A 20041-nucleotide genomic window follows, 5' to 3' on the forward strand; every position below is an offset into this window, starting at 1 on the left:
GGTCTACCCGGCATACCCAGCCGGCGAGACGGGTATCATGAACGGATGGACGCCATTCTGGTCAGACCAGAAACGTCCCAAAAAACGCGCCTCACGCGCGATCGAACTCCAGGAATTAAGCATGAAAAAATCCTTCCGCATCGCGGCCGTCGCGCTCGCGATCGCTGCCGTGGCAATCGGCTGCTCCGCGCAGGCCGACCAAGCCACCGACAAGCTCAAAGCCACCCTGCAAACGCGTCTGACCGACGTGACGATCAAGAGCGTGACGAAGTCGCCGGTTGCCGGTCTCTACGAAGTGAATCTCGGCACGCAGATCATCTATAGCGATGCGAATGGCGATTACCTCATGCTCGGCGACATTGTCGACGCGAAGACCCGCAAGAATCTGACCGAAGCGCGTCTGGCGGAGACCAACCGCATCGACTTCGCGAGCCTGCCGTTCGCGAACGCGGTGAAGGTCGTGAAGGGCAACGGCGCGCGCAAGATCGCCGTGTTCTCCGATCCGAACTGCCCGTACTGCAAGCAGCTCGAAACCACGCTCAAGTCGATCGATAACGTCACGGTCTACACCTTCCTGTACCCGGTGCTGTCGCCGGATTCGACCGCCAAGTCGAAGTCGATCTGGTGCTCGACCGACCGTGCGAAGGCGTGGGAATCGTGGATGCAGGATCGTCAGGCGCCCACGGCAGCCGGCACCTGCGACACCGCCGCGATCGACAAGAACCTGGCGCTCGGCCGCGCGATGAACGTCGACGGCACGCCCACGGTGTTCCTCGCCGACGGCCGCCGCCTGCCCGGGGCCGTGCCGGCCGACCGGCTGGACAAGGAAATGTCCGCTGTGCGCTGAGCACGCAGCACCAGTCGAAGAAAGGAGGCGCGCAGTGCGCCTCCTTTCACATCAAGTCCGCACATCCCCGCCTGAAATCACCTAATCGCCGCCGATGAAGCCGATCCGCTACACCATCGTTCCGAAGCAACCCGCCGCCCACCTGTTCGAAGTCACCGTGACCGTCGCCGATCCCGATCCGGCCGGCCAGCGTTTCATGCTGCCGGTGTGGATTCCGGGCAGCTACATGGTGCGCGAATTCGCGCGCAACATCGTCACGTTGCGGGCTACCAATGACGCCGGCCGCAAGGTGCGTGTCGAAAAGACCGACAAGCACACGTGGCAGGCGGCGCCGGTCAAAGGCGCGCTGACGCTGCGCTACGAGGTGTATGCATGGGATCTGTCGGTGCGCGCTGCGCATCTTGATGACACGACGGGCTTCTTCAACGGCACCAGTGTATTTCTGTCGCCGCTCGGTCACGAGGAGGCGCAGTGCGTGGTCAATATCCAGAAGCCGGAAGGCGCGGCGTATCGCGACTGGCGCGTCGCCACGGCGTTGCCGGAAGCGCGCGGCACGAAGCGCTATGGCTTCGGCGAGTATCGCGCGCAGAACTACGACGAGTTGATCGATCATCCGGTGACGTTGGGCGAATTCGCGCTTGCAACCTTCAAGGCGCACGGCGTGCCGCACGACATCGTGATCGCAGGTCGCGTGATCGGGCTCGATATGGCCCGTCTGTCCGCCGATCTGAAGCGTATCTGCGAAACGCAGATCGCGCTGTTCGAGCCGAAGTCGAAGAAAGCGCCCATGGATCGCTACGTGTTCATGACGCAGGCCGTCACCGATGGCTATGGCGGACTGGAGCATCGCGCCTCGACAGCGTTGATCTGCAACCGCAGCGATCTGCCGGTGGAAGGCCGCGACGCGCCCACCGAGGGCTACCGAACCTACCTCGGTCTGTGCAGTCACGAATACTTCCACACCTGGAACGTGAAGCGCATCAAGCCGGCCGTGTTCGCACCGTACGACCTGAGCGTCGAAAACTACACGTCGCTGCTGTGGCTGTTCGAAGGGTTCACTTCTTACTACGACGATCTGATCCTCGTGCGCAGCGGCCTGATCTCGCAAGACGACTATTTCGGCCTGCTCGGCAAGGTAGTCGGTGGCGTGCAGCGCGGCAGCGGCCGTCTGAAGCAGACGGTGGCCGAAAGCTCGTTCGACGCCTGGGTCAAATACTATCGGCAGGATGAAAACGCGCCGAATGCGATCGTCAGCTATTACACCAAGGGCTCGCTCGTCGCGCTTGCGTTCGATCTGACGATTCGTGCGCAGACTAACAACCGCAAATCGCTCGACGACGTGATGCGCCTGCTGTGGCAGCGCTTCGGGCGCGACTTCTACCGCGGCAAGCCCGTCGGTGTCGAAGAAAGCGAGATCGAGGCGATTTTTGCCGAAGCGACCGGTGTGCAACTGGCCGAGTTGTTCGCTGAAGCCGTACACGGCACGCGCGATCTGCCCCTCGATACGCTGCTCGCGCCTTTTGGCGTCACGCTCGCACCCGAGCTCGAGAAGAATGGCAAGCCGTCGCTCGGCGCGCGCGTGCGCGGCGGCGCGGATTGCACGCTGGCGGCCGTTCACGACGGCAGCGCGGCACAAAAAGCCGGCCTCTCGGCAGGCGACGTGCTGATCGCGCTCGACGGTCTGCGCGTAACCGGCTCGAATCTTGATTCGCTACTGTCGCGCTATCTGCCGGGTGCGAAGGTCGAAGTCCACGCTTTCCGCCGCGACGAGCTGCGCACGGCGCAAGTCAAGCTGGACGGGCCTGACGTGGCGCGCTACAAGCTGACCGTCAGCGATAAACGGCCTGCCGCGCGCAAGGCGCTGGAGCGTTGGCTGGCAAGCTGATCGTAATCCATGCTGTTGCTAATCGAAAGTTCAGGGCGTGGGATTGTTCTACCAGTGCAACAATCCTTCGCTGCCGGATGGCTTTTTCCCGGGTCGGTTAAAAATCACAATGGCTCCACTCGCGCAAAACTGCGCGCCCCTACTGGAGTCAACCATGACCACGATCCTGCAAATTAACTCGGCAGCTCGCTCGCAAGGCGCGAACTCGACGCTTCTCGTCAACGAACTGACCGCAAAGCTGCAACAATCGAATTCGGGCGCGCAAGTCGTCGTCCGTAACCTGCAAGCTGAACCGCTGCCGCACCTGGACGACGCCGTCCTCGGCGCGTTCTTCACGCCGGCTGACCAGCGCACGCCGGAACAAGTCGCGATCGCTGCACGCAGCGAAGCGCTGATCGCCGAACTGCAAGCCGCCGACATCATCGTGATCGGCGCACCGATGTACAACTTCGGCATCTCGTCGCAACTGAAGACGTACTTCGACTTCATCGCACGTGCCGGCATCACGTTCCAGTACACGGCGAACGGTCCGGAAGGTCTCGTGAAGGGTAAGAAGGTTCACGTGGTTTCGGCACGCGGCGGCAAGTATGTCGGCACGCCGAACGACAGCCAAACGCCGTACCTGAAGAGCTTCCTCGGCTTCCTCGGCATGACCGATGTGAACTTCATCTACGCCGAAGGCCTGAACATGGGCCCGGACGCTGCGAGCGCAGCGTTGGCTGGTGCGCGTGAAGCGATCGCTGCTGCGTAAGTTTGAGGTTTGTCCCGCGCTGCGTGATCGCGGTGCGGTGGAATGAAAAACGCCACGGGGTGTGAATGCCGTGGCGTTTTTGTTTGTGCAGCGGTGATCTTTGGTAGCCGGTGTCGGTGCGCTTCGCGCGACGGGCGTTAGGCCAGCATCTGCGCTTCGTCGGGCAAGCGCCAGTCGATCGGTTCACGGCCGTGCTTCACGAGATATTCGTTGGCCGACGCAAAATGCCCGCAGCCGAGAAAGCCGCGATGCGCAGATAGCGGCGACGGATGCGGCGCCTCCAGCACGTAATGCGACTTGCCGCCGAGCAGCGCGCGCTTGGCTTGCGCATGCGCGCCCCACAGCATGAACACGAGACCGTCATGGCGCATGGCCAGTTCGTGGATCAGCGTATCGGTGCATTTCTCCCAGCCGCGTTTTGCGTGACTCGCAGCCGAATCGCGCTCGACGGTCAGCACTGTGTTCAACAGCAGCACGCCCTGTTTGGCCCATGTGTCGAGGCAGCCATGACGCGGCGGTTCGTGGCCGAGGCTCGCGGCGATTTCCTTGAAGATGTTGCGTAGCGACGGCGGCGTGCGCACGTTCGGCGCGACTGAAAACGCCAGTCCGTGTGCTTGCGGCGTGCCGCGGTCTTCGCCGTGATACGGGTCCTGCCCGAGGATCACGACTTTGACTTCGTCCGGGCTGGTGAGGCGCAGGGCGCGGAAGACGTCGGCGGGATAGACGGTTTTGCCTGCCGCGCGCTCACCGTCGACGAAACGGCACAAGGGCGCGTAGGCGTCGCTTTCGATGAACGGATTGAGGTGTGTGCGCCAAGCCGGGGGCAGGGCGGCGAATTGGGCTTCGAGCGTCGGCGGCGGCGAGCCGGCGGCTGTGGGTGTCGGCTCCGGCTGCGCGGTTGCGCCGGCCGGCGTGGCAGAGGCGTCGCCGAACAACGAGGCTTGCGACGAATTGGAGCGGGTGCGGGAAGCTGAGGTCATGGCGGGGAAGTGTCGCAGCAAATGCGGGCTGGCTCAAGGTGTAGGTGCTGCTCGGGCGCTGTGTACCTCTTGATCACATACGCCGAGGGCTTAAGCCGCCAGCAACTGATACCCGCGTTGTGCCTTGCTAATGTTGTCCGGTGCAAGGCCGGCGACCTGTTTGCCGAGTTCGCTCGCGAGCGTGTTGAGTGCGGCTTCGTCGCCGGATTTCAGTTCGAGTTCGACTTCGGAGATCGGCGCGCGGCGGGTTTCACCGTTCACTTCGGCGAGCACGTCGCCCTGGTCGATCGCGGCTTCGACTTGCGAACCGTCCAGCGAGACATTCCACAACGTGCGCGTGAAATTCGTGCGGAACAGTTCGATCAACTCCGGCGCCGCCTGACGCAAGGCCTCAGCGGCAGCGGGTTCGTCGCATGCGTGCAGCAAGGCGTCGATTTCGAGTTTCTCGCCCGCCACCGGCATTTCCCACTCGTGCCGGCTATGCAGCCCGTCCTTCGCGTTACCCACGGTCTTGAACGTTTGCAGCCAGCCGTCTGGCGTATGCCGCAGCCGCAGCGCGCTTTTCGACGTAGCCAGCGCAAGCCTGGGCGTATCGAAGTAGATATTCGCCAGCTCGATCGGGCGACCCTCGTCGCCGGTGCGTGCGACGAACCACTGCGTCGCCGCTTTCACCTGGCTCGCCGGTAGTGCCAGCTTGATTTCACGTTCCATGCCCATGACCTGCTCCGCTACGTAGCCTGCGTGTTGAACCTGTGCTTAGAAAAACATCCGCGCAAGTTCCACACCCGGCTCTTCCGCGCGCATGAACGCCTCGCCGACGAGGAACGTATGCACGTCCATCGCCCGCAGACGTTCGACATCCTGGCGCGACAGAATGCCCGACTCCGTGACGACGATACGGTCGTCCGGAATCGATTCGAGCATGCCGATGGTCGTCTCGATCGATGTTTCGAAGGTGCGCAGATTGCGGTTGTTGATGCCGATCAGCGGCGTCTTCAACTTCAGCGATTCCATCAGTTCATTGTGGTCATGCACTTCGACCAGCACCGCGAGGCCCAGCGAATGCGCGAGCGCTTCGAGGTCCTGCATCTGCGAGGTTTCCAGCGCGGCAGCGATCAGCAGGATCGCGTCGGCACCCATCGCGCGGGCTTCGACGATCTGGTACGGATCGACGATGAAGTCTTTGCGCAGCACCGGCAAACTGCAGGCGGCGCGCGCCTCTTCGAGATACGCAACGCTACCCTGGAAGAACTGGACGTCGGTGAGGACGGACAAGCACGCCGCACCGTGCTTTTCATACGAACGCGCGATCTCGGCGGGGACGAAGTTTTCGCGCAGCACGCCTTTCGACGGGCTTGCCTTCTTCACTTCGGAGATCACCGCGGCCAGACCGGCCGCGTGTTTCGCGCGCAATGCGCCGACGAAATCGCGGATGTCGCGCGACGATGCTTCGAGGCGCAGCTCTTCGAGCGGCGCGCTCTGTTCAGCCGCGCGGACTTCTTCGCGTTTGACCGCGATGATGCGGTCGAGGATGTCGCTCATGAGTGTCTCGCTACGTAATTACTGCTTGAATTGCTGGGTGAAGCGGACCAGGTCGTCGACCTTCGCGCGCGCCTTGCCGCTCGCGATCGCTTCGCGCGCCAACTGGATGCCGTCCGCAATCGAGGCCGCCACGTTCGCCGAATAGAGCGCCGTGCCCGCGTTCAGCGTGACGATTTCACGCGCGACGCCCGGCTTGTTGTCGAGCGCTTCCAGCAGCATCAGTTTGGATTCGGCCGCGTCGGCCACTTTCAGCGTGCGGTTCGACACCATCTGCATGCCGAAGTCTTCCGGGTGGATTTCGTACTCGTGGATCTGGCCGTCGCGCAGCTCGCCGACTTGCGTCGCCGCGCCGAGCGAGACCTCGTCCATGCCGTCCATTCCGTACACCACCAGCACGTGCTTCGCGCCGAGGCGCTGCATCACGCGCACCTGAATACCGACGAGGTCCCCGTGGAACACGCCCATCAGTTGATTAGGCGCGCCGGCCGGATTGGTCAGTGGCCCAAGAATATTGAAGATGGTCCGCACGCCGAGTTCGCGGCGCACCGGCGCGATGTTCTTCATGGCCGGATGATGGTTCGGCGCGAACATGAAGCCCATGCCGGTTTCCGCAATCGACGCCGCCACCTGTTCCGGTTGCAGATCGATGTTCACGCCGAGCGCTTCGAGCACGTCCGCGCTGCCCGACTTGCTCGACACGCCGCGGCCACCGTGCTTCGCGACTTTGGCGCCCGCCGCGGCTGAGACGAACATCGTCGCCGTGGAAATATTGAAGGTGTGCGATCCGTCGCCGCCGGTGCCGACGATATCGACGAAGTTCGAGTTGTCCTGCACCTCTACGTGCCGGGCAAATTCACGCATCACCGTGGCGGCGGCGGTGATTTCGCCGATGGTCTCTTTTTTGACGCGTAAGCCGGTGATGATCGCCGCCGACATCACGGGCGACAGTTCGCCGCGCATGATGAGCCGCATCAGGTGCAGCATTTCGTCGTGAAAAATTTCGCGATGCTCGATCGTGCGTTGCAGCGCTTCCTGGGGCGTAATCGACATGATTTCGTCTCTCTTTATCAAGCGGTGCGGTGGGCTGTCTTCGACTGCTTCACGAAGTTTTCGAGCAAGGCGTGGCCGTGTTCGGACAGGATCGATTCCGGATGGAACTGCACGCCTTCGACGGCCAGTTCCTTGTGACGCACGCCCATGATTTCGCCGTCTTCGGTCCATGCCGACACTTCGAGGCAATCCGGCAGCGATTCGCGTTCGATTGCGAGCGAGTGGTAGCGGGTCACGACGAAGTGCTTCGGCAGATCGGCGAATACGCCTTTGCAGTCGGTTTCGATCGTGCTTACCTTGCCGTGCATGATGGTTTGCGCGCGCACCACGCGGCCGCCGAATGCTTCGCCGATCGCCTGATGGCCGAGGCATACGCCCAGAATCGGCGTTTTGCCGGCGAATTTGCGCAGCACGTCGAGCGTGATGCCGGCGTGTTGCGGGTTGCTCGGGCCGGGCGACAGGCAAATGCGCTCCGGGTTGAGCTTGGCAATTTCGTCCAGCGTGATTTCGTCGTTCCGATAGGTGCGCACGTCTTCGCCGAGTTCGCCGAAGTACTGCACCAGGTTGTAGGTGAACGAGTCGTAGTTGTCGATCATAAGCAGCATGGTGTGTCTCCGGTCAGAAGTCGCTATCGAGGCCGTCTTGAACCTGCTCGGCGGCGCGCAAGACAGCGCGCGCCTTGTTCTCGGTCTCTTGCCATTCGGATTCCGGCACCGAATCCGCGACTACACCCGCTGCCGCCTGCACGTACAGATTGCCGTTTGCGATCACGCCGGTGCGGATCGTGATCGCCAGATCCATTTCGCCGGTGAACGACAGATAACCGACAGCGCCGCCGTAGAGGCCACGCTTGACCGGTTCCAGTTCGTCGATCAATTCCATCGCGCGAACCTTCGGCGCGCCGGACAACGTGCCGGCCGGGAAGGTGGCGCGCAGCACGTCGAAATTAGTGGTGCCGGGCTTTAGCTTGCCTTCGACCGAACTCACGATGTGCTGCACGTGCGAGTACTTTTCGATCACCATCTGATCGGTGACGACCACCGAACCGATCTGCGAAATACGGCCCACGTCGTTACGCGCGAGGTCGATCAGCATCACGTGTTCGGCGATTTCCTTCGGATCGTTCAGCAGTTCGGTGGCGAGCTCGGCATCGCGTTCCGGCGTGTTGCCGCGCGGACGGGTGCCGGCGAGCGGCCGGATCGTCACGATGCGATCTTCGCCGCGCTTTTCCTGGCGTACCAGAATTTCCGGCGATGCGCCGACCACGTAGAAGTCGCCGAAGTTGTAGTAGTACATGTACGGCGACGGATTCAGCGAGCGCAGCGCGCGATACAGCGACAGCGGATTGTCGCGGTACGGCTTGATCAGACGCTGGCCGACCTGCACTTGCATCAACTCGCCAGCGGCGATGTATTCCTTCGCCTGGCGCACGGCGGCGAGATAATCGTCTTTGGCGAACTCGCGGTAGGTCTCGGTGCGCACGCTGGCCGACGTGACCGGCGGCTGCACGGTCGTGCGCAAACGCTGACGCAATTCACGCAGACGCTGCTTGGCTTTTGTGTACGCCTCGGGTTGCGTCGGATCGGAGTAAACCACCAGGTAGAGCTTGCCCGCGAGGTTGTCGATCACGGCGACTTCTTCGGTGAGCAGCAACTGAATATCAGGCAGGTTCAGATCGTCTTTCGGTGCGGTGTGCGCGAGCTTTTTCTCGATGTAACGCACTGCGTCATAGCCGAAGTAGCCCGCCAGACCGCCCGCGAAACGCGGCAGACCGGGGCGCTGCGCCACTTTGAAGCGGCCCTGGAATTGCTGGATGAACTCGAGTGGATCGCCCTCGTGCGTTTCGACGACTTTGCCGTCCCGCACCACTTCCGATACGCCGTTGCGGGTGCGCAGCAGCGTGCGCGCCGGCAGTCCGATGAACGAATAGCGGCCGAAGCGTTCGCCGCCCACTACCGATTCCAGCAGGAATGAGTTGGCGCCGTTGCGTTCGCTTTGCGCAAGCTTCAGGTACAGCGAGAGCGGCGTTTCTAGGTCTGCGAGCGCTTCGGCGATTAGCGGAATGCGGTTGAAACCCTCGTTGGCGAGGGACTGGAATTCGAGTTCGGTCATGTTCCGATCCTGTACGTACGTCAGACGGCACTATGCGTCGGACAAAGCGGGGCGTTACGCAGCCGGTCAGGCGTTCGTTCGACGTTTCGACACGATGATACCGACCGGCGCGAGTTTCCCATCGACGCATGCAAGGGATTTCAGCGCACAGATGTACTTTGCGGGTACACGAACGCCAAATCAACCGATGCAGCGAAACAAGGTGATGGAAAAAACGCGTGAGCGCAGCGAAGTAAAAAACGGTTGCCGAAGACGAGCTTCAGCGTACCTCAGGCGAGGTTAGCGCGACCAGCGACGCCAGGGCCAGGCTCCCCGGTCGATGCTAATCAGACTCCGTTTTTTATTCAGAAACATGAGGATGAGGGACTTTTCAGGTCGTGGAATGGTGCGCTGCGATAGCCTTGGCGGCATCGAGCAGCGAGGCAACTATACCATCGGATTTTATTTCTTGTACAGACCGGCCGTGGTTGTAGCCGTACGGCAGCGTCAGCGTCGCCATGCCTGCCGCGCGGCCTGCCAGCGCATCGTTTTCCGAATCGCCGATGGCGACCGTGGTTTCCGGTGTGACGCCTAGTTGCGCTGCGGCGGTGATCATCGGCAGCGGATCAGGCTTCTTTTTCGGCAGGCTGTCGCCGCCGAGCACGACGCTGAAATACTGGCTGAGCCGGTATTGCTCCAGCAATTCGACGGCGAACCGGTGCGGCTTGTTGGTGACGCACGCGAGTTTGAGGCCGGCGTCGCGCATGGCGCTGAGGCCGGCTTCGACCTCGGGGTACAGCCGTGTGTGCACGCCGTTGATCTTTGCGTACTCCTCCTGATAGATCGCGAGCGCTTCGTCGAAACGGTCCTGTGCGTGGTCCGTTTCGAAGCGCTCGGCCAGCACACGGCGAATCAGATTCTCCGAGCCCTTGCCGATGTAGCCGACCACTTCCTCGCGCGAGGTTTCCGCCGCATCGAATTGCGCAAGCATGCCGTTCAGGCCGGCGGTGAAATCGTCTGCGGTATCGATCATCGTGCCGTCGAGGTCGATGATCGCGGCTTGCAGGCGCGGGCCGGTGAAGGTCGGGGCAGGGAACGGAGTTGTCATCTTTAGTGCGGGATATCAGTACTCGATCGGTGCGCGATCAGTGCTCGATGTTGGCGAGCGCGGCGCGCATCTTGTCGATCACCGCCTTGTGATCCGGCGCACCGAAGATCGCCGAGCCTGCCACGAACGTGTCCGCGCCAGCCGCCGCGATTTCGGCGATGTTGTCGACCTTCACGCCGCCGTCCACTTCGAGATGAATCTCGCGGCCGGTCTTTTCCTTGTAGGCATCGATCCGCTTGCGCGCTTCGCGCAGCTTGATGAGCGCCTCAGGAATGAACGATTGACCGCCGAAGCCCGGATTCACCGACATGATCAACACCAGATCGACCTTGTCCATCACGTAGTCCAGATGGTTCAGCGATGTGGCCGGGTTGAACACGAGGCCGGCCTTGCAACCGTGGTCGCGAATCAGCGACAGCGTGCGGTCGATATGGTCCGAGCCTTCCGGGTGAAAGCTGATCAGATTCGCGCCGGCCTTGGCGAAGTCCGGCACGATGCGGTCGACCGGGCGCACCATCAGGTGTACGTCAATCGGCACGTCCACGTGCGGGCGGATTGCTTCGCAGACGAGCGGGCCGATTGTCAGGTTCGGCACGTAATGGTTGTCCATTACGTCGAAGTGAATCCAGTCGGCGCCAGCGACGACAACGTTGCGGACTTCTTCGCCGAGGCGGGCGAAATCGGCGGACAGAATGCTGGGGGCGATGCGGAATTGCGTCATGGCGGGGGCGGATGCAAGCGGGAAAACGCCATTTTACCGGTTTGTACGCTTCGGAACCGGCTTGCGGGCGAGTTGAGGCCGACACCGAAAACGCACGGCAAAAGTGACAAAACGCCTTAACGGCCCTTGGCCAGAGGGATTTGTCCGGTTGCGGGCATGCCCCGCATCAAGCAGAATGCCAAACCATAGGCGCCGCTTCGCCAATGTGCCCGCAAACCATTGGCGTTCGGGGCTTCCCGCGATTTTTCACACTCCGTTTCACCAGACCGGAATCAGGATGAGCCAGTACGAATTCAGCGTCTCGGCGCAGGCGCAGTTTCTGCCCGAAGAGTCGGACCCGGAGCGCCGCCAGTATGCGTTTGCATACACGCTGACCATCCGTAACAGCGGTCAGGTGCCCGCGCAGTTGATTGCGCGTCACTGGGTGATCACCGACAGCGAAAACAATGTGCAGGAAGTGAAAGGCCTGGGCGTGGTCGGGCATCAGCCGCTGCTCAAACCGGGCGAGCACTTCGAATATACGAGTTGGGCCGTGATCGCCACGCCCGTCGGCACTATGCGTGGCGACTATTTCTGCGTGGCGGAGGACGGCGAGCGCTTCGACGCACCCGTACCCGAGTTCATTCTGCGGATGCCGCGTACTTTGCATTGAACCGAGGGCGCGGCTCGCGGTCTTTAAAAAGCTTTACGGCGCAGCTTTACAGGGATTTTTGCTGCTTTTGCTGTTCATCGGTGGCGGCGCGGGCGGCCTTCTTCTTGCCGGACGACGTCCAGACAACGATAAAGACGAGCAGGAAGAGCGCGAGGAGCGATTCCAGCGCGAAGATGAGCATCGGGTATTCGTCGAACAGATCAGACATGGCGGTTTCCATCAAGAACGAACATTGTATGCGTTTTGTCCGCACGGCCGGAGCATGGCTCGGCGCGCTTTCGGTGGCGGTAATGCTGGCTTCCTGCGGTGGCGGCGGCGCAGTCCGGCCTTCGGTTTCGCCGCCCACGGGTGCCGCGATCATACCCGGGCAGATCGCCGCGACGCGGCTGACAGCCGTGGCCTGGCAGCAGGTGCCGGGGTGGCAGGACGATTCGCTGATCGGCGCAACGGCCGCGTTGCGGCAAAACTGTCTGAGGCTTGCGCGGCAACCGAATTGGGCCCGCGCATGCGCGGCGGCCTCGCAGATCGACGATCTGGACGTTACCAGTGCGAGAGCATTTTTCGAGGCGTATTTCACGCCGTTCCAGTTAGCCAATAACGACGGCACGCTCGATGGTCTCGTCACCGGCTACTACGAGCCGTTGCTGCGCGGTTCGCGCACGCGGCATGGTGTGTATCAGACGGCGCTGTACCGCTGGCCATCAAGTTATCGCGCGGGTGCACCGCTGCCGGCGCGCGCGCAACTCGAGCGTGCGGGTGTGCTCAACGGCAATGAACTCGTGTGGGTCGACGATCCGATCGAAGCGTTCTTCCTGCAGGTGCAAGGCTCCGGGCGCGTCGTGATGGAAGACGGCAGCGTGATGCGGGTCGGATTTGGCGGCACGAACAATCAACCGTACAAGTCGATTGGGCGGTGGCTGCTCGATCGCGGTGAACTGACGCCGGCGCAGGCGACCATGCAAGGCATCAAGGCATGGGCGCGCGCGAATCCGACGCGGGTTGACGCGCTGCTCGATACCAATCCGCGTTTCGTGTTCTTCCGCGAGATGCCGTCCGGCGAGAGTGCGCCGAGCGGCGGTGCGGATGGGCCGATCGGTGCGTTGGGTGTGCCGTTGACGCCGGAGCGGTCGATCGCGGTGGATCCCACTTCGATTCCGCTCGGGACGCCGGTGTTCTTGCAGACCACGCGTCCGTTGACAAACTCGCCGATGAATCGCCTCGTCTTTGCTCAGGACACGGGTTCCGCGATCAAAGGCGGCGTGCGCGCGGATTACTTCTGGGGCCTCGGCGACGATGCCGGCGATCTGGCCGGCAAGATGAAGCAGGGCGGCCGGATGTGGTTGTTGCTGCCGAATTCGTGAAGGTTTGGCGGCGGGGCTGCGGCGGGTTTCCAGGTTCTTAGTTGAATAGCTGAAAACCGCCGCTTGGCTAATTCGCTTGGCATGTTGCGGTATCTGTTCGCGACAAAGCTTCCAGATACGGACTCTGCCGTTGGCGTTGGCTATCCCAGCGTTCGCTCGTTAGCCACGTGCTGTGCTTTGCTCACGGCACGGTTAATCCCGGTTCACGACCAGCACATTTGATAACGGCGCTGACGCCGATCAGCCCCGCCGTCAAGCATCAACCTTCGGCGTTTCGGCGCATTGCTTAAAGCCCCGACTTCCGCTTGTCCACCACCCTCCGTGCTTTGCCCACCGAACGCTCGATCCCATTTACAGCCAGCACGTTTACAACTGCGCTCACACCGATCAACGCCTTGATGTCATAGGTCAACGCCTGCTTCGCCGTGGTCAGTGCAGCAGTATCCGGCGCTGATTCCGGGCAGGGCTCGACGTTCAACGTCAATACATCGAGCGGGCCTTCCTTCGTCAGCACGATTTGATAGTGCGGCGCGAGGGCGTGTTGCTTGAGTAGCAATTCTTCGATCTGCGTCGGGAACACGTTGACGCCGCGCACGATCATCATGTCGTCCGAGCGGCCCGTGATCTTTTCCATCCGACGCATGGTGCGTGCGCTGCCCGGCAGGAGGCGGGTCAGATCGCGCGTTCGGTATCGGACGATCGGCAGCGCTTCCTTGGTCAACGAGGTGAATACCAGTTCGCCGAGCTCGCCGTCCGGCAGCACTTCGCCGGTTTCGGGATCGATGATTTCGGGGTAGAAATGGTCTTCCCAGATGGTCGGGCCATCTTTGGTCTCGACGCATTCCGAGGCGACACCAGGTCCCATCACTTCAGACAGACCGTAGATATCCACAGCGTCGATGCCCATGCGCTTTTCGATCGCCTGGCGCATGTCATTGGTCCACGGTTCCGCACCGAAGATGCCGAGGCGCAGCGAGCAATTCGCCGGATCGACGCCTTGCCGTTCGAGTTCGTCGGCGATCGACAACATATAGCTCGGCGTCACCATGATGATGTCGGGCCGGAAGTCCTGAATCAGTTGCACCTGCTTTTCAGTCTGACCGCCGCCGAACGGGATCACCGTCAGCCCGGCGCGCTCGGCGCCGTAGTGCGCGCCCAGGCCGCCTGTGAACAGACCGTAGCCGTAACTCACGTGAACCTTGTCGCCGCGCTTCGCGCCCGCGGCACGGATCGAACGTGCGACGAGATTCGCCCACGTATCGATATCGCGCGCCGTGTAGCCAACGACCGTCGGCTTGCCCGTTGTCCCGGACGATGCGTGGATCCGCGAAATCTGTTCCTGCGGCACCGCGAACATGCCGAACGGGTAGCTGTCGCGCAGATCCTTCTTGGTGGTGAACGGGAAGCGCGCCAGGTCCGCGAGAGTCTTCACTTCGCTCGGGTGAACGCCGGCTTCATCGAATTTTTGCCGATACACAGGCGAATTCTCATAAGCGTGGTTCAGCGACCATTTGAGCCGTTCGAGTTGGAGCGCGGCGAGTTCGTCGCGGCTAGCTGTCTCGATGGGATCGAGCGGAAGGGCGGTGGTCATCGAATGTCTCCTTGCTGCCTCAATGCTTGGGTCTGGGGTGCGGTGCGCTTGCGCGCAAAAACCGGGGACTCGCTGCTATCTACTATCTATATGGGTGCTGGCAGTCGGTCGCGAACATGTCGCGGCTCTGCCGTTCAATCTGCTGTTCAATCGCCGGTAGGAATCAGGTTGCCTTTGATCTGTGCCGATTTGCCGCGAAACATCGCCACGGTCTCCTCTGCGCGATTCGTGACGCGAATATCGTAAATGCCAGTGCGGCCGCTCAGGGTTTGCTCGACCGCTTCGGCAGTCAACACGTCGCCGCCTTTTACCGGCCGCAGGAACTCGATCGAGCAGCCCGCTGCGACGGTGTTGATGTTGTACGTGTTGCAGGCGAAAGCGAATGTCGAATCAGCGAGCGTGAAAATCAGGCCACCGTGGCAAATCTGATGGCCGTTGAGGAAGTCGTCGCGCACGGCCATGCGCAGGCGCGCGTATCCTGGGCGCACTTCTACGATTTCGAGGCCGAGCGCCCGGCTGCACGCGTCGTTTTCGTACATGGCGGCGGCGGTTGCGCGAGCGAGTTCGTCGGGTGTCATTTGGGCGGGGTGGTTCGGTTGCGCGGACATATCAGCGACCTTCGAAGCGCGGCGGGCGTTTTTCCACGAACGCCTGCACGCCTTCCGCGTAATCGTGCGAAGCACCGAGTTCGCATTGCAGATCGCGTTCGAGATCGAGCTGCTGATCCAGCGTTTGCGTCGCGCTAGCGCGCATTGCCTGCTTGATCGCAGCGATAGCGCGCGTGGGCTGCTGCGCCAGTTGGGCCGCGAGCTTGCTTGCCGTGGCGGCTAGCTCGGTGTCGTCAACTGCTTGCCAGATCAGCCCCCAGCTTTCGGCTTTCTCCGCGCTCAGTTTGTCGCCAGTGATGGCGAGACCCAAGGCGCGGGCCATGCCGACGCGTTGCGGCAGGAACCACGTGCCGCCCGAGTCCGGCACGAGACCGATCTTCACGAACGCCTGAATGAAGTTGGCCGAACGAGCGGCAAGCACGAGATCGCAAGCCAGTGCGAGATTGGCGCCGGCACCGGCGGCCGTGCCGTTGACCGCGGCAATCACGGGTAACGGCAGTGCTTGCAGGCGGCGAATCAGCGGATTGAAATGCGCATTGATCAGTTCGCCCAGATCGGTCATTGCGCCTGGGGTGAAGTCGAGATCCGCGAGATCCTGCCCCGCGCAGAAGCCGCGGCCAGCGCCGGTCAGCACGAGCGCGCGTGCGCCGGACGCTTCGACCTGGCCGAGTGCGTCGCTCAATTCCTGGTGCATCGCGCGGGTAAAGCTGTTGAGCTTGTCCGGGCGGTTCAGTGTGATGGTCGCTACGCGGCTCGATGTATCGATGTCGAGGCGAATCGCTTCATATGACATTGGGTGTCTCCTCAAAGTCTCTTTGATCGGCGGCGCAATGGGCGAAGCGGCGTTAGTGTTAGAGCCGCTCGATTACCAATGCAATGCCTTGGCCTACACCGATACACATCGTGCAAAGCGCAAAGCGGCCGTTGATTCGTTCCAACTGATAAAGCGCGGTAGTGATCAAACGCGCGCCGGAAGCGCCGAGCGGGTGGCCGAGCGCAATCGCTCCGCCGTTCGGATTGACACGCGGGTCGTCGTCGCGCAGGCCGAGCGTGCGCAAGACCGCCAGTCCCTGCGACGCGAAGGCTTCGTTCAGCTCGATCACGTCGAATTGCTCGAGTGTCATGTTCAACTGCTTCAACAGCTTTTGTGTGGCCGGCGCCGGGCCGATGCCCATAATGCGCGGCTCCACGCCCGCCGTTGCCATGCCCACCACGCGCGCGCGGCGACGCAATCCGTATTGATCGGCAGCTTCCTGATTTGCGAGCAACAGCGCACACGCACCGTCGTTCACACCCGATGCATTGCCTGCGGTCACGCTGCCGTCGGGACGGACCACGCCCTTGAGCTTGCCCAGACTTTCGAGCGACGTTTCACGCGGATGCTCGTCGAGCGTCACGCGTACGGGGTCGCCTTTCTTCTGCGCAATTTCAACGCCGACGATTTCCTGGGCGAGCGTGCCGTCGCGCTGCGCGCGAGCCGCTTTTTGCTGACTCGCCAGAGCGAAGGCGTCCTGATCCGCACGGCTTATGCCGAACTCGACGGCCACGTTTTCCGCGGTCTCCGGCATCGAATCGACGCCGTATTGACGCTTCATCAGCGGATTGATGAAACGCCAGCCGATAGTCGTGTCGTAAATATCGGCCTGCCGTGAAAATGCACTGGTGGCCTTACCCATCACGAATGGCGCGCTCGTCATGCTTTCGACGCCGCCTGCAATCATCAGCCGCGCTTCGCCGGCCTTGATGGCGCGCGCCGCAGTGCCGACCGCGTCCATACCCGAGCCGCACAGACGGTTGATGGTTGTGCCTGACGCAGCCGTGGGCAAGCCGGCCAACAAAGCAGCCATGCGAGCCACGTTGCGGTTGTCGTCACCAGCCTGATTGGCACAGCCATAGATCACGTCGTCGAGGGCTTGCCAGTCGACACTGGCATTGCGTTCGATCAACGCCCTGATCGGTACCGCGCCGAGGTCGTCGGCGCGGACATCCTTCAGGGCGCCGCCGTAGCGGCCGATTGGGGTGCGAATCGCGTCGCAAATGAAGGCATCGTTCATGTGGGTTCCTGCTGGAACGGATCGGCGGGACTTGCCAACCCGATGTCTCATGTTAGTTAGGGTGCACGGCTCGGTCCATTCGGCCAAACGGCATAGGACGAAAGCCGTGCTTTTGTCTTATGCCATTCAGCCAGCTACCGCTGGCGCCGCTTTCGGTTCAACATGAACGCGACTTTGTACGACGCGGAAGCGGTTTGCGACGAAGGCTGCGTCGGCCAGCGCGGCATTTGCCGCCGGGTTTGCGCCCGTGCCGTGGAAGTCGGAGAAGGCCGCCGACTGATTGACGAATACGCCGCCCGTCAAATTGATCGAGAGTGCTACGCCGCCGCGGATCGATGCTTCGTGCGCTTCGTCGAGCACGGCTTCGTCCGTACTGTAGACCGACAGCGTCAGTGCGCCATGCTCAGCAGCGATTGCGCCGGCAAGGTCGAGCGACTGCGCGGTCGACTCCGTCGCGATCACGAATGAGATCGGGCCGAACCATTCTTTGGTGAACTGCGCGTGGTCGGTGGCGGCGTCCAGTTGGAGCACGAGCGGTGTGCGCACACGGGCGCCGGCAAAAGCCGGATGTTCCAGCGATTGGCTCTCTACTAGAACTCGGCCGAGCTTGCTGGCTTCCTCGATGCGCTGGGTGACACCTTCGTTCTGGATCGCACCGAGCAGCTCAACGGCGCGAGCCGGGTCGGCGACCAGTTTCTGCACGGCGCCGGCGATAGCCTGAGCGACTTCGTCGAAGCCGAGTGTGCCTTCAGCCGTGCGGATGCCGTTGCGCGGCACGTAGATGTTCTGCGGCGCGGTGCACATTTGTCCCGAGTACAGCGCGAGCGAGAAGGCGATATTGCGAGCGGCGGCTTTGATGTCGTCAACCGAGTCGATCACGATCTGATTGACGCCGGCTTTTTCGGTGTAGACCTGAGCCTGATGCGCATTGCGCTCGAGCCAGGTGCCGTTTTGAGTGCTGCCCGTGAAATCGATCAATTTGATTTCAGGGCGCAGAGCCAGGTCCTGAACCAGCGCGCCATCGTTCGGTTCGGTGGCTAGCAGCGTAACAACGTTCGGGTCGAATCCGGCTTCGCGCAATACATCGCGCGCGATGCGCACGGTCAGCGCGAGCGGCAGAATCGCGCCCGGGTGCGGCTTGACGATGACAGTGTTGCCGGTGGCCAGATCAGCGAAGAGGCCCGGATAGCCGTTCCATGTCGGGAAGGTGCAGCAGCCGAGCACGAGGCCGGTGCCGCGCGGCACGACTGTGTAGCGCTTGTGCATCGCAAGCGGCGGATTTTTGCCTTGCGGTTTTTCCCAGTGGGCGTCTGCGGGAATACGGCGCAATTGGTCCCACGCGTACACGACCGCTTCGAGCGCACGGTCTTGCGCATGCGGGCCGCCGGCCTGAAAGGCCATCATGAAAGCCTGGCCGGTCGTGTGCATCACGCTGTAGCCGATTTCGAAGCTGGCGCGATTCACGCGCGCGAGGATTTCGAGGCACACGCCGATCCACGCCTGCGGGCCGGCCGCGCGCCAATCGCGCTGTGCGGCGGCGGCTGCGGAGATCAACGTGTCAGGATCGGCCTTTGGATAGCGCACGCCGAGCGGGAAGCCGAACGGCGAGACTTCAGCGCCGACGGTTTCTCCGGTCGACGGCTGGTCCAGTTCGAACGTCTTGTTCAGAAGCGCTTTGAATGCGGCTTCGCCGTCTGCGCTAGCTGTTTCCCCGTACACTTTCGGACTGGGCATCTCGACGAACGGACTCCAGTAGCCGCGCGTTTCGACCGCGGTGAGTGCCTTTTGCAGCGTGTCTTCGTGCTTGGTGAATAGCGGATGTGTCATGGCAGTGGGGCTTGGCTGTACGTTGGGAAAAGCCTGTCGAATAATTGACCGACCGGTTGGTTGGTGAATGGTAGCATTACTGAGACAGCCGCGCGAAGCGTTTTTTGCGCGCCATTAACTATTAGGAGGCGGCATGGCTTACGAAAACATTCTTGTTGAGACGCGTGGACGGGTCGGTTTGGTCACATTGAATCGCCCGAAGGCGTTGAACGCACTGAACGACGCGTTGATGGACGAACTGGGCGCAGCGCTGCGAGAGTTCGATGCCGACGACGCGATTGGTGCGATCGTGGTGACGGGCAGCGAAAAAGCGTTCGCCGCTGGAGCCGACATCGGCATGATGGCAACCTATAGCTATATGGACGTCTACAAAGGCGACTACATCACCCGCAACTGGGAAACGGTGCGCTCCATCCGCAAGCCGATTATTGCTGCAGTGGCGGGCTTTGCGCTTGGCGGCGGTTGCGAGCTGGCGATGATGTGCGACATCATTCTCGCCGCCGACACTGCGAAGTTCGGCCAGCCGGAAATCAAGCTGGGCATCATGCCGGGTGCTGGCGGCACGCAACGGCTCCCGCGTGCGGTCTCCAAGGCGAAGGCAATGGATCTCTGCCTGACCGCCCGCTTCATGGACGCTGCTGAGGCCGAGCGTGCCGGATTGGTCTCGCGGGTGATTCCCGCGGCTTCGCTGCTTGACGAGGCGGTGGCTGCGGCCGCGACCATCGCCGAATTCCCGTTGCCGGCGGTGATGATGATCAAGGAATCGGTCAACCGCGCATACGAAACGACGCTTGCAGAGGGCGTGCATTTCGAGCGCCGCCTCTTCCATTCGCTCTTCGCTACGGAAGATCAGAAGGAGGGGATGGCCGCGTTCGTTGAGAAGCGCAAACCGGTTTTCAAGCATCGGTAATACGCTTGTCAAAATAACGCTTGCAAGGGGCCGTCCGGCTCGCTAGAATCTCGCTCTTTCGTG

20 protein-coding genes are annotated in these 20041 nt (G+C 62.1%); 6 read left to right on the plus strand and 14 right to left on the minus strand.

Annotated elements, in window-relative coordinates:
- Window positions 1-121 precede the first annotated feature (121 nt).
- From M0D64_RS24440 to M0D64_RS24450, 3 genes are all read left to right on the plus strand, one after another.
- A complete protein-coding gene (locus M0D64_RS24440; protein ID WP_154566635.1) occupies window positions 122-847 on the plus strand; it encodes a DsbC family protein in 726 nt (241 codons plus the stop codon).
- 94 nt (window positions 848-941) lie between these two features.
- Entirely contained in the window at window positions 942-2732 is a 1791-nt protein-coding gene (locus M0D64_RS24445; RefSeq protein ID WP_266259568.1) for a M61 family metallopeptidase, read from the plus strand.
- Window positions 2733-2886: 154 nt separating this feature from the next.
- Window positions 2887-3483: an FMN-dependent NADH-azoreductase gene (locus tag M0D64_RS24450; protein WP_154566633.1), complete on the plus strand. Its 597-nt coding sequence runs from the start codon at window positions 2887-2889 to the stop codon at window positions 3481-3483.
- A 137-nt stretch (window positions 3484-3620) separates the two neighbouring features.
- Here M0D64_RS24450 and M0D64_RS24455 read toward each other — a convergent pair whose 3' ends face one another.
- From M0D64_RS24455 to rpe, 8 genes are all read right to left on the minus strand, one after another.
- Complete coding sequence (locus tag M0D64_RS24455) at window positions 3621-4463, minus strand: uracil-DNA glycosylase (RefSeq protein ID WP_266259569.1); 843 nt, start codon at window positions 4461-4463, stop codon at window positions 3621-3623.
- A 90-nt stretch (window positions 4464-4553) separates the two neighbouring features.
- Entirely contained in the window at window positions 4554-5180 is a 627-nt protein-coding gene (locus tag M0D64_RS24460; RefSeq protein ID WP_266259570.1) for a CYTH domain-containing protein, read from the minus strand.
- A gap of 39 nt (window positions 5181-5219) precedes the next feature.
- The gene (trpC, locus tag M0D64_RS24465; RefSeq protein WP_097390495.1) at window positions 5220-6005 is read right to left on the minus strand and encodes an indole-3-glycerol phosphate synthase TrpC; all 786 of its coding nucleotides are present in this window, start codon (window positions 6003-6005) and stop codon (window positions 5220-5222) included.
- Window positions 6006-6023: 18 nt separating this feature from the next.
- A complete protein-coding gene (gene trpD / locus M0D64_RS24470; RefSeq protein WP_054036695.1) occupies window positions 6024-7055 on the minus strand; it encodes an anthranilate phosphoribosyltransferase in 1032 nt (343 codons plus the stop codon).
- 17 nt (window positions 7056-7072) lie between these two features.
- Window positions 7073-7660 (minus strand): aminodeoxychorismate/anthranilate synthase component II, encoded by a 588-nt coding sequence (locus M0D64_RS24475; protein WP_266259571.1) that lies wholly within the window; start codon window positions 7658-7660, stop codon window positions 7073-7075.
- A gap of 13 nt (window positions 7661-7673) precedes the next feature.
- Window positions 7674-9167, minus strand: coding sequence for an anthranilate synthase component I (gene trpE / locus M0D64_RS24480; RefSeq protein WP_154566628.1), 1494 nt, complete (start codon window positions 9165-9167; stop codon window positions 7674-7676).
- Between the two features lie 370 nt (window positions 9168-9537).
- On the minus strand, window positions 9538-10254 hold the full coding sequence (locus M0D64_RS24485) for a phosphoglycolate phosphatase (protein WP_266259572.1): 717 nt from the start codon (window positions 10252-10254) through the stop codon (window positions 9538-9540).
- 37 nt (window positions 10255-10291) lie between these two features.
- Complete coding sequence (gene rpe, locus M0D64_RS24490; protein ID WP_266259573.1) at window positions 10292-10975, minus strand: ribulose-phosphate 3-epimerase; 684 nt, start codon at window positions 10973-10975, stop codon at window positions 10292-10294.
- 277 nt (window positions 10976-11252) lie between these two features.
- Between rpe and apaG the strand changes: the two genes are divergently transcribed.
- Window positions 11253-11627, plus strand: a complete 375-nt coding sequence (gene apaG / locus M0D64_RS24495; protein ID WP_266259574.1) for a Co2+/Mg2+ efflux protein ApaG — start codon at window positions 11253-11255, stop codon at window positions 11625-11627.
- A gap of 46 nt (window positions 11628-11673) precedes the next feature.
- On the opposite strand, the gene M0D64_RS24500 is transcribed toward apaG, so the two are convergent.
- Window positions 11674-11835 (minus strand): hypothetical protein, encoded by a 162-nt coding sequence (locus tag M0D64_RS24500; protein WP_171926345.1) that lies wholly within the window; start codon window positions 11833-11835, stop codon window positions 11674-11676.
- 28 nt (window positions 11836-11863) lie between these two features.
- Between M0D64_RS24500 and M0D64_RS24505 the strand changes: the two genes are divergently transcribed.
- On the plus strand, window positions 11864-12988 hold the full coding sequence (locus tag M0D64_RS24505) for a murein transglycosylase A (protein WP_154566626.1): 1125 nt from the start codon (window positions 11864-11866) through the stop codon (window positions 12986-12988).
- 286 nt (window positions 12989-13274) lie between these two features.
- Here M0D64_RS24505 and paaK read toward each other — a convergent pair whose 3' ends face one another.
- From paaK to paaN, 5 genes are all read right to left on the minus strand, one after another.
- Window positions 13275-14579, minus strand: coding sequence for a phenylacetate--CoA ligase PaaK (gene paaK / locus M0D64_RS24510; protein WP_154566625.1), 1305 nt, complete (start codon window positions 14577-14579; stop codon window positions 13275-13277).
- Window positions 14580-14725: 146 nt separating this feature from the next.
- Entirely contained in the window at window positions 14726-15187 is a 462-nt protein-coding gene (gene paaI / locus M0D64_RS24515; RefSeq protein ID WP_054036751.1) for a hydroxyphenylacetyl-CoA thioesterase PaaI, read from the minus strand.
- 1 nt (window position 15188) lies between these two features.
- Window positions 15189-15980 (minus strand): 2-(1,2-epoxy-1,2-dihydrophenyl)acetyl-CoA isomerase PaaG, encoded by a 792-nt coding sequence (paaG, locus tag M0D64_RS24520; RefSeq protein WP_266259575.1) that lies wholly within the window; start codon window positions 15978-15980, stop codon window positions 15189-15191.
- Window positions 15981-16038: 58 nt separating this feature from the next.
- Entirely contained in the window at window positions 16039-17241 is a 1203-nt protein-coding gene (gene pcaF, locus M0D64_RS24525; RefSeq protein WP_266259576.1) for a 3-oxoadipyl-CoA thiolase, read from the minus strand.
- A 126-nt stretch (window positions 17242-17367) separates the two neighbouring features.
- On the minus strand, window positions 17368-19068 hold the full coding sequence (gene paaN / locus M0D64_RS24530) for a phenylacetic acid degradation protein PaaN (protein WP_266259577.1): 1701 nt from the start codon (window positions 19066-19068) through the stop codon (window positions 17368-17370).
- 133 nt (window positions 19069-19201) lie between these two features.
- Here paaN and M0D64_RS24535 point away from each other — a divergent pair, with 133 nt between their 5' ends.
- A complete protein-coding gene (locus tag M0D64_RS24535) occupies window positions 19202-19978 on the plus strand; it encodes an enoyl-CoA hydratase (protein WP_266259578.1) in 777 nt (258 codons plus the stop codon).
- The last annotated feature ends 63 nt before the right edge of the window (window positions 19979-20041 follow it).

The organism is Paraburkholderia sp. WS6, assembly GCF_030464835.1.
Lineage (GTDB): Bacteria > Pseudomonadota > Gammaproteobacteria > Burkholderiales > Burkholderiaceae > Paraburkholderia > Paraburkholderia madseniana.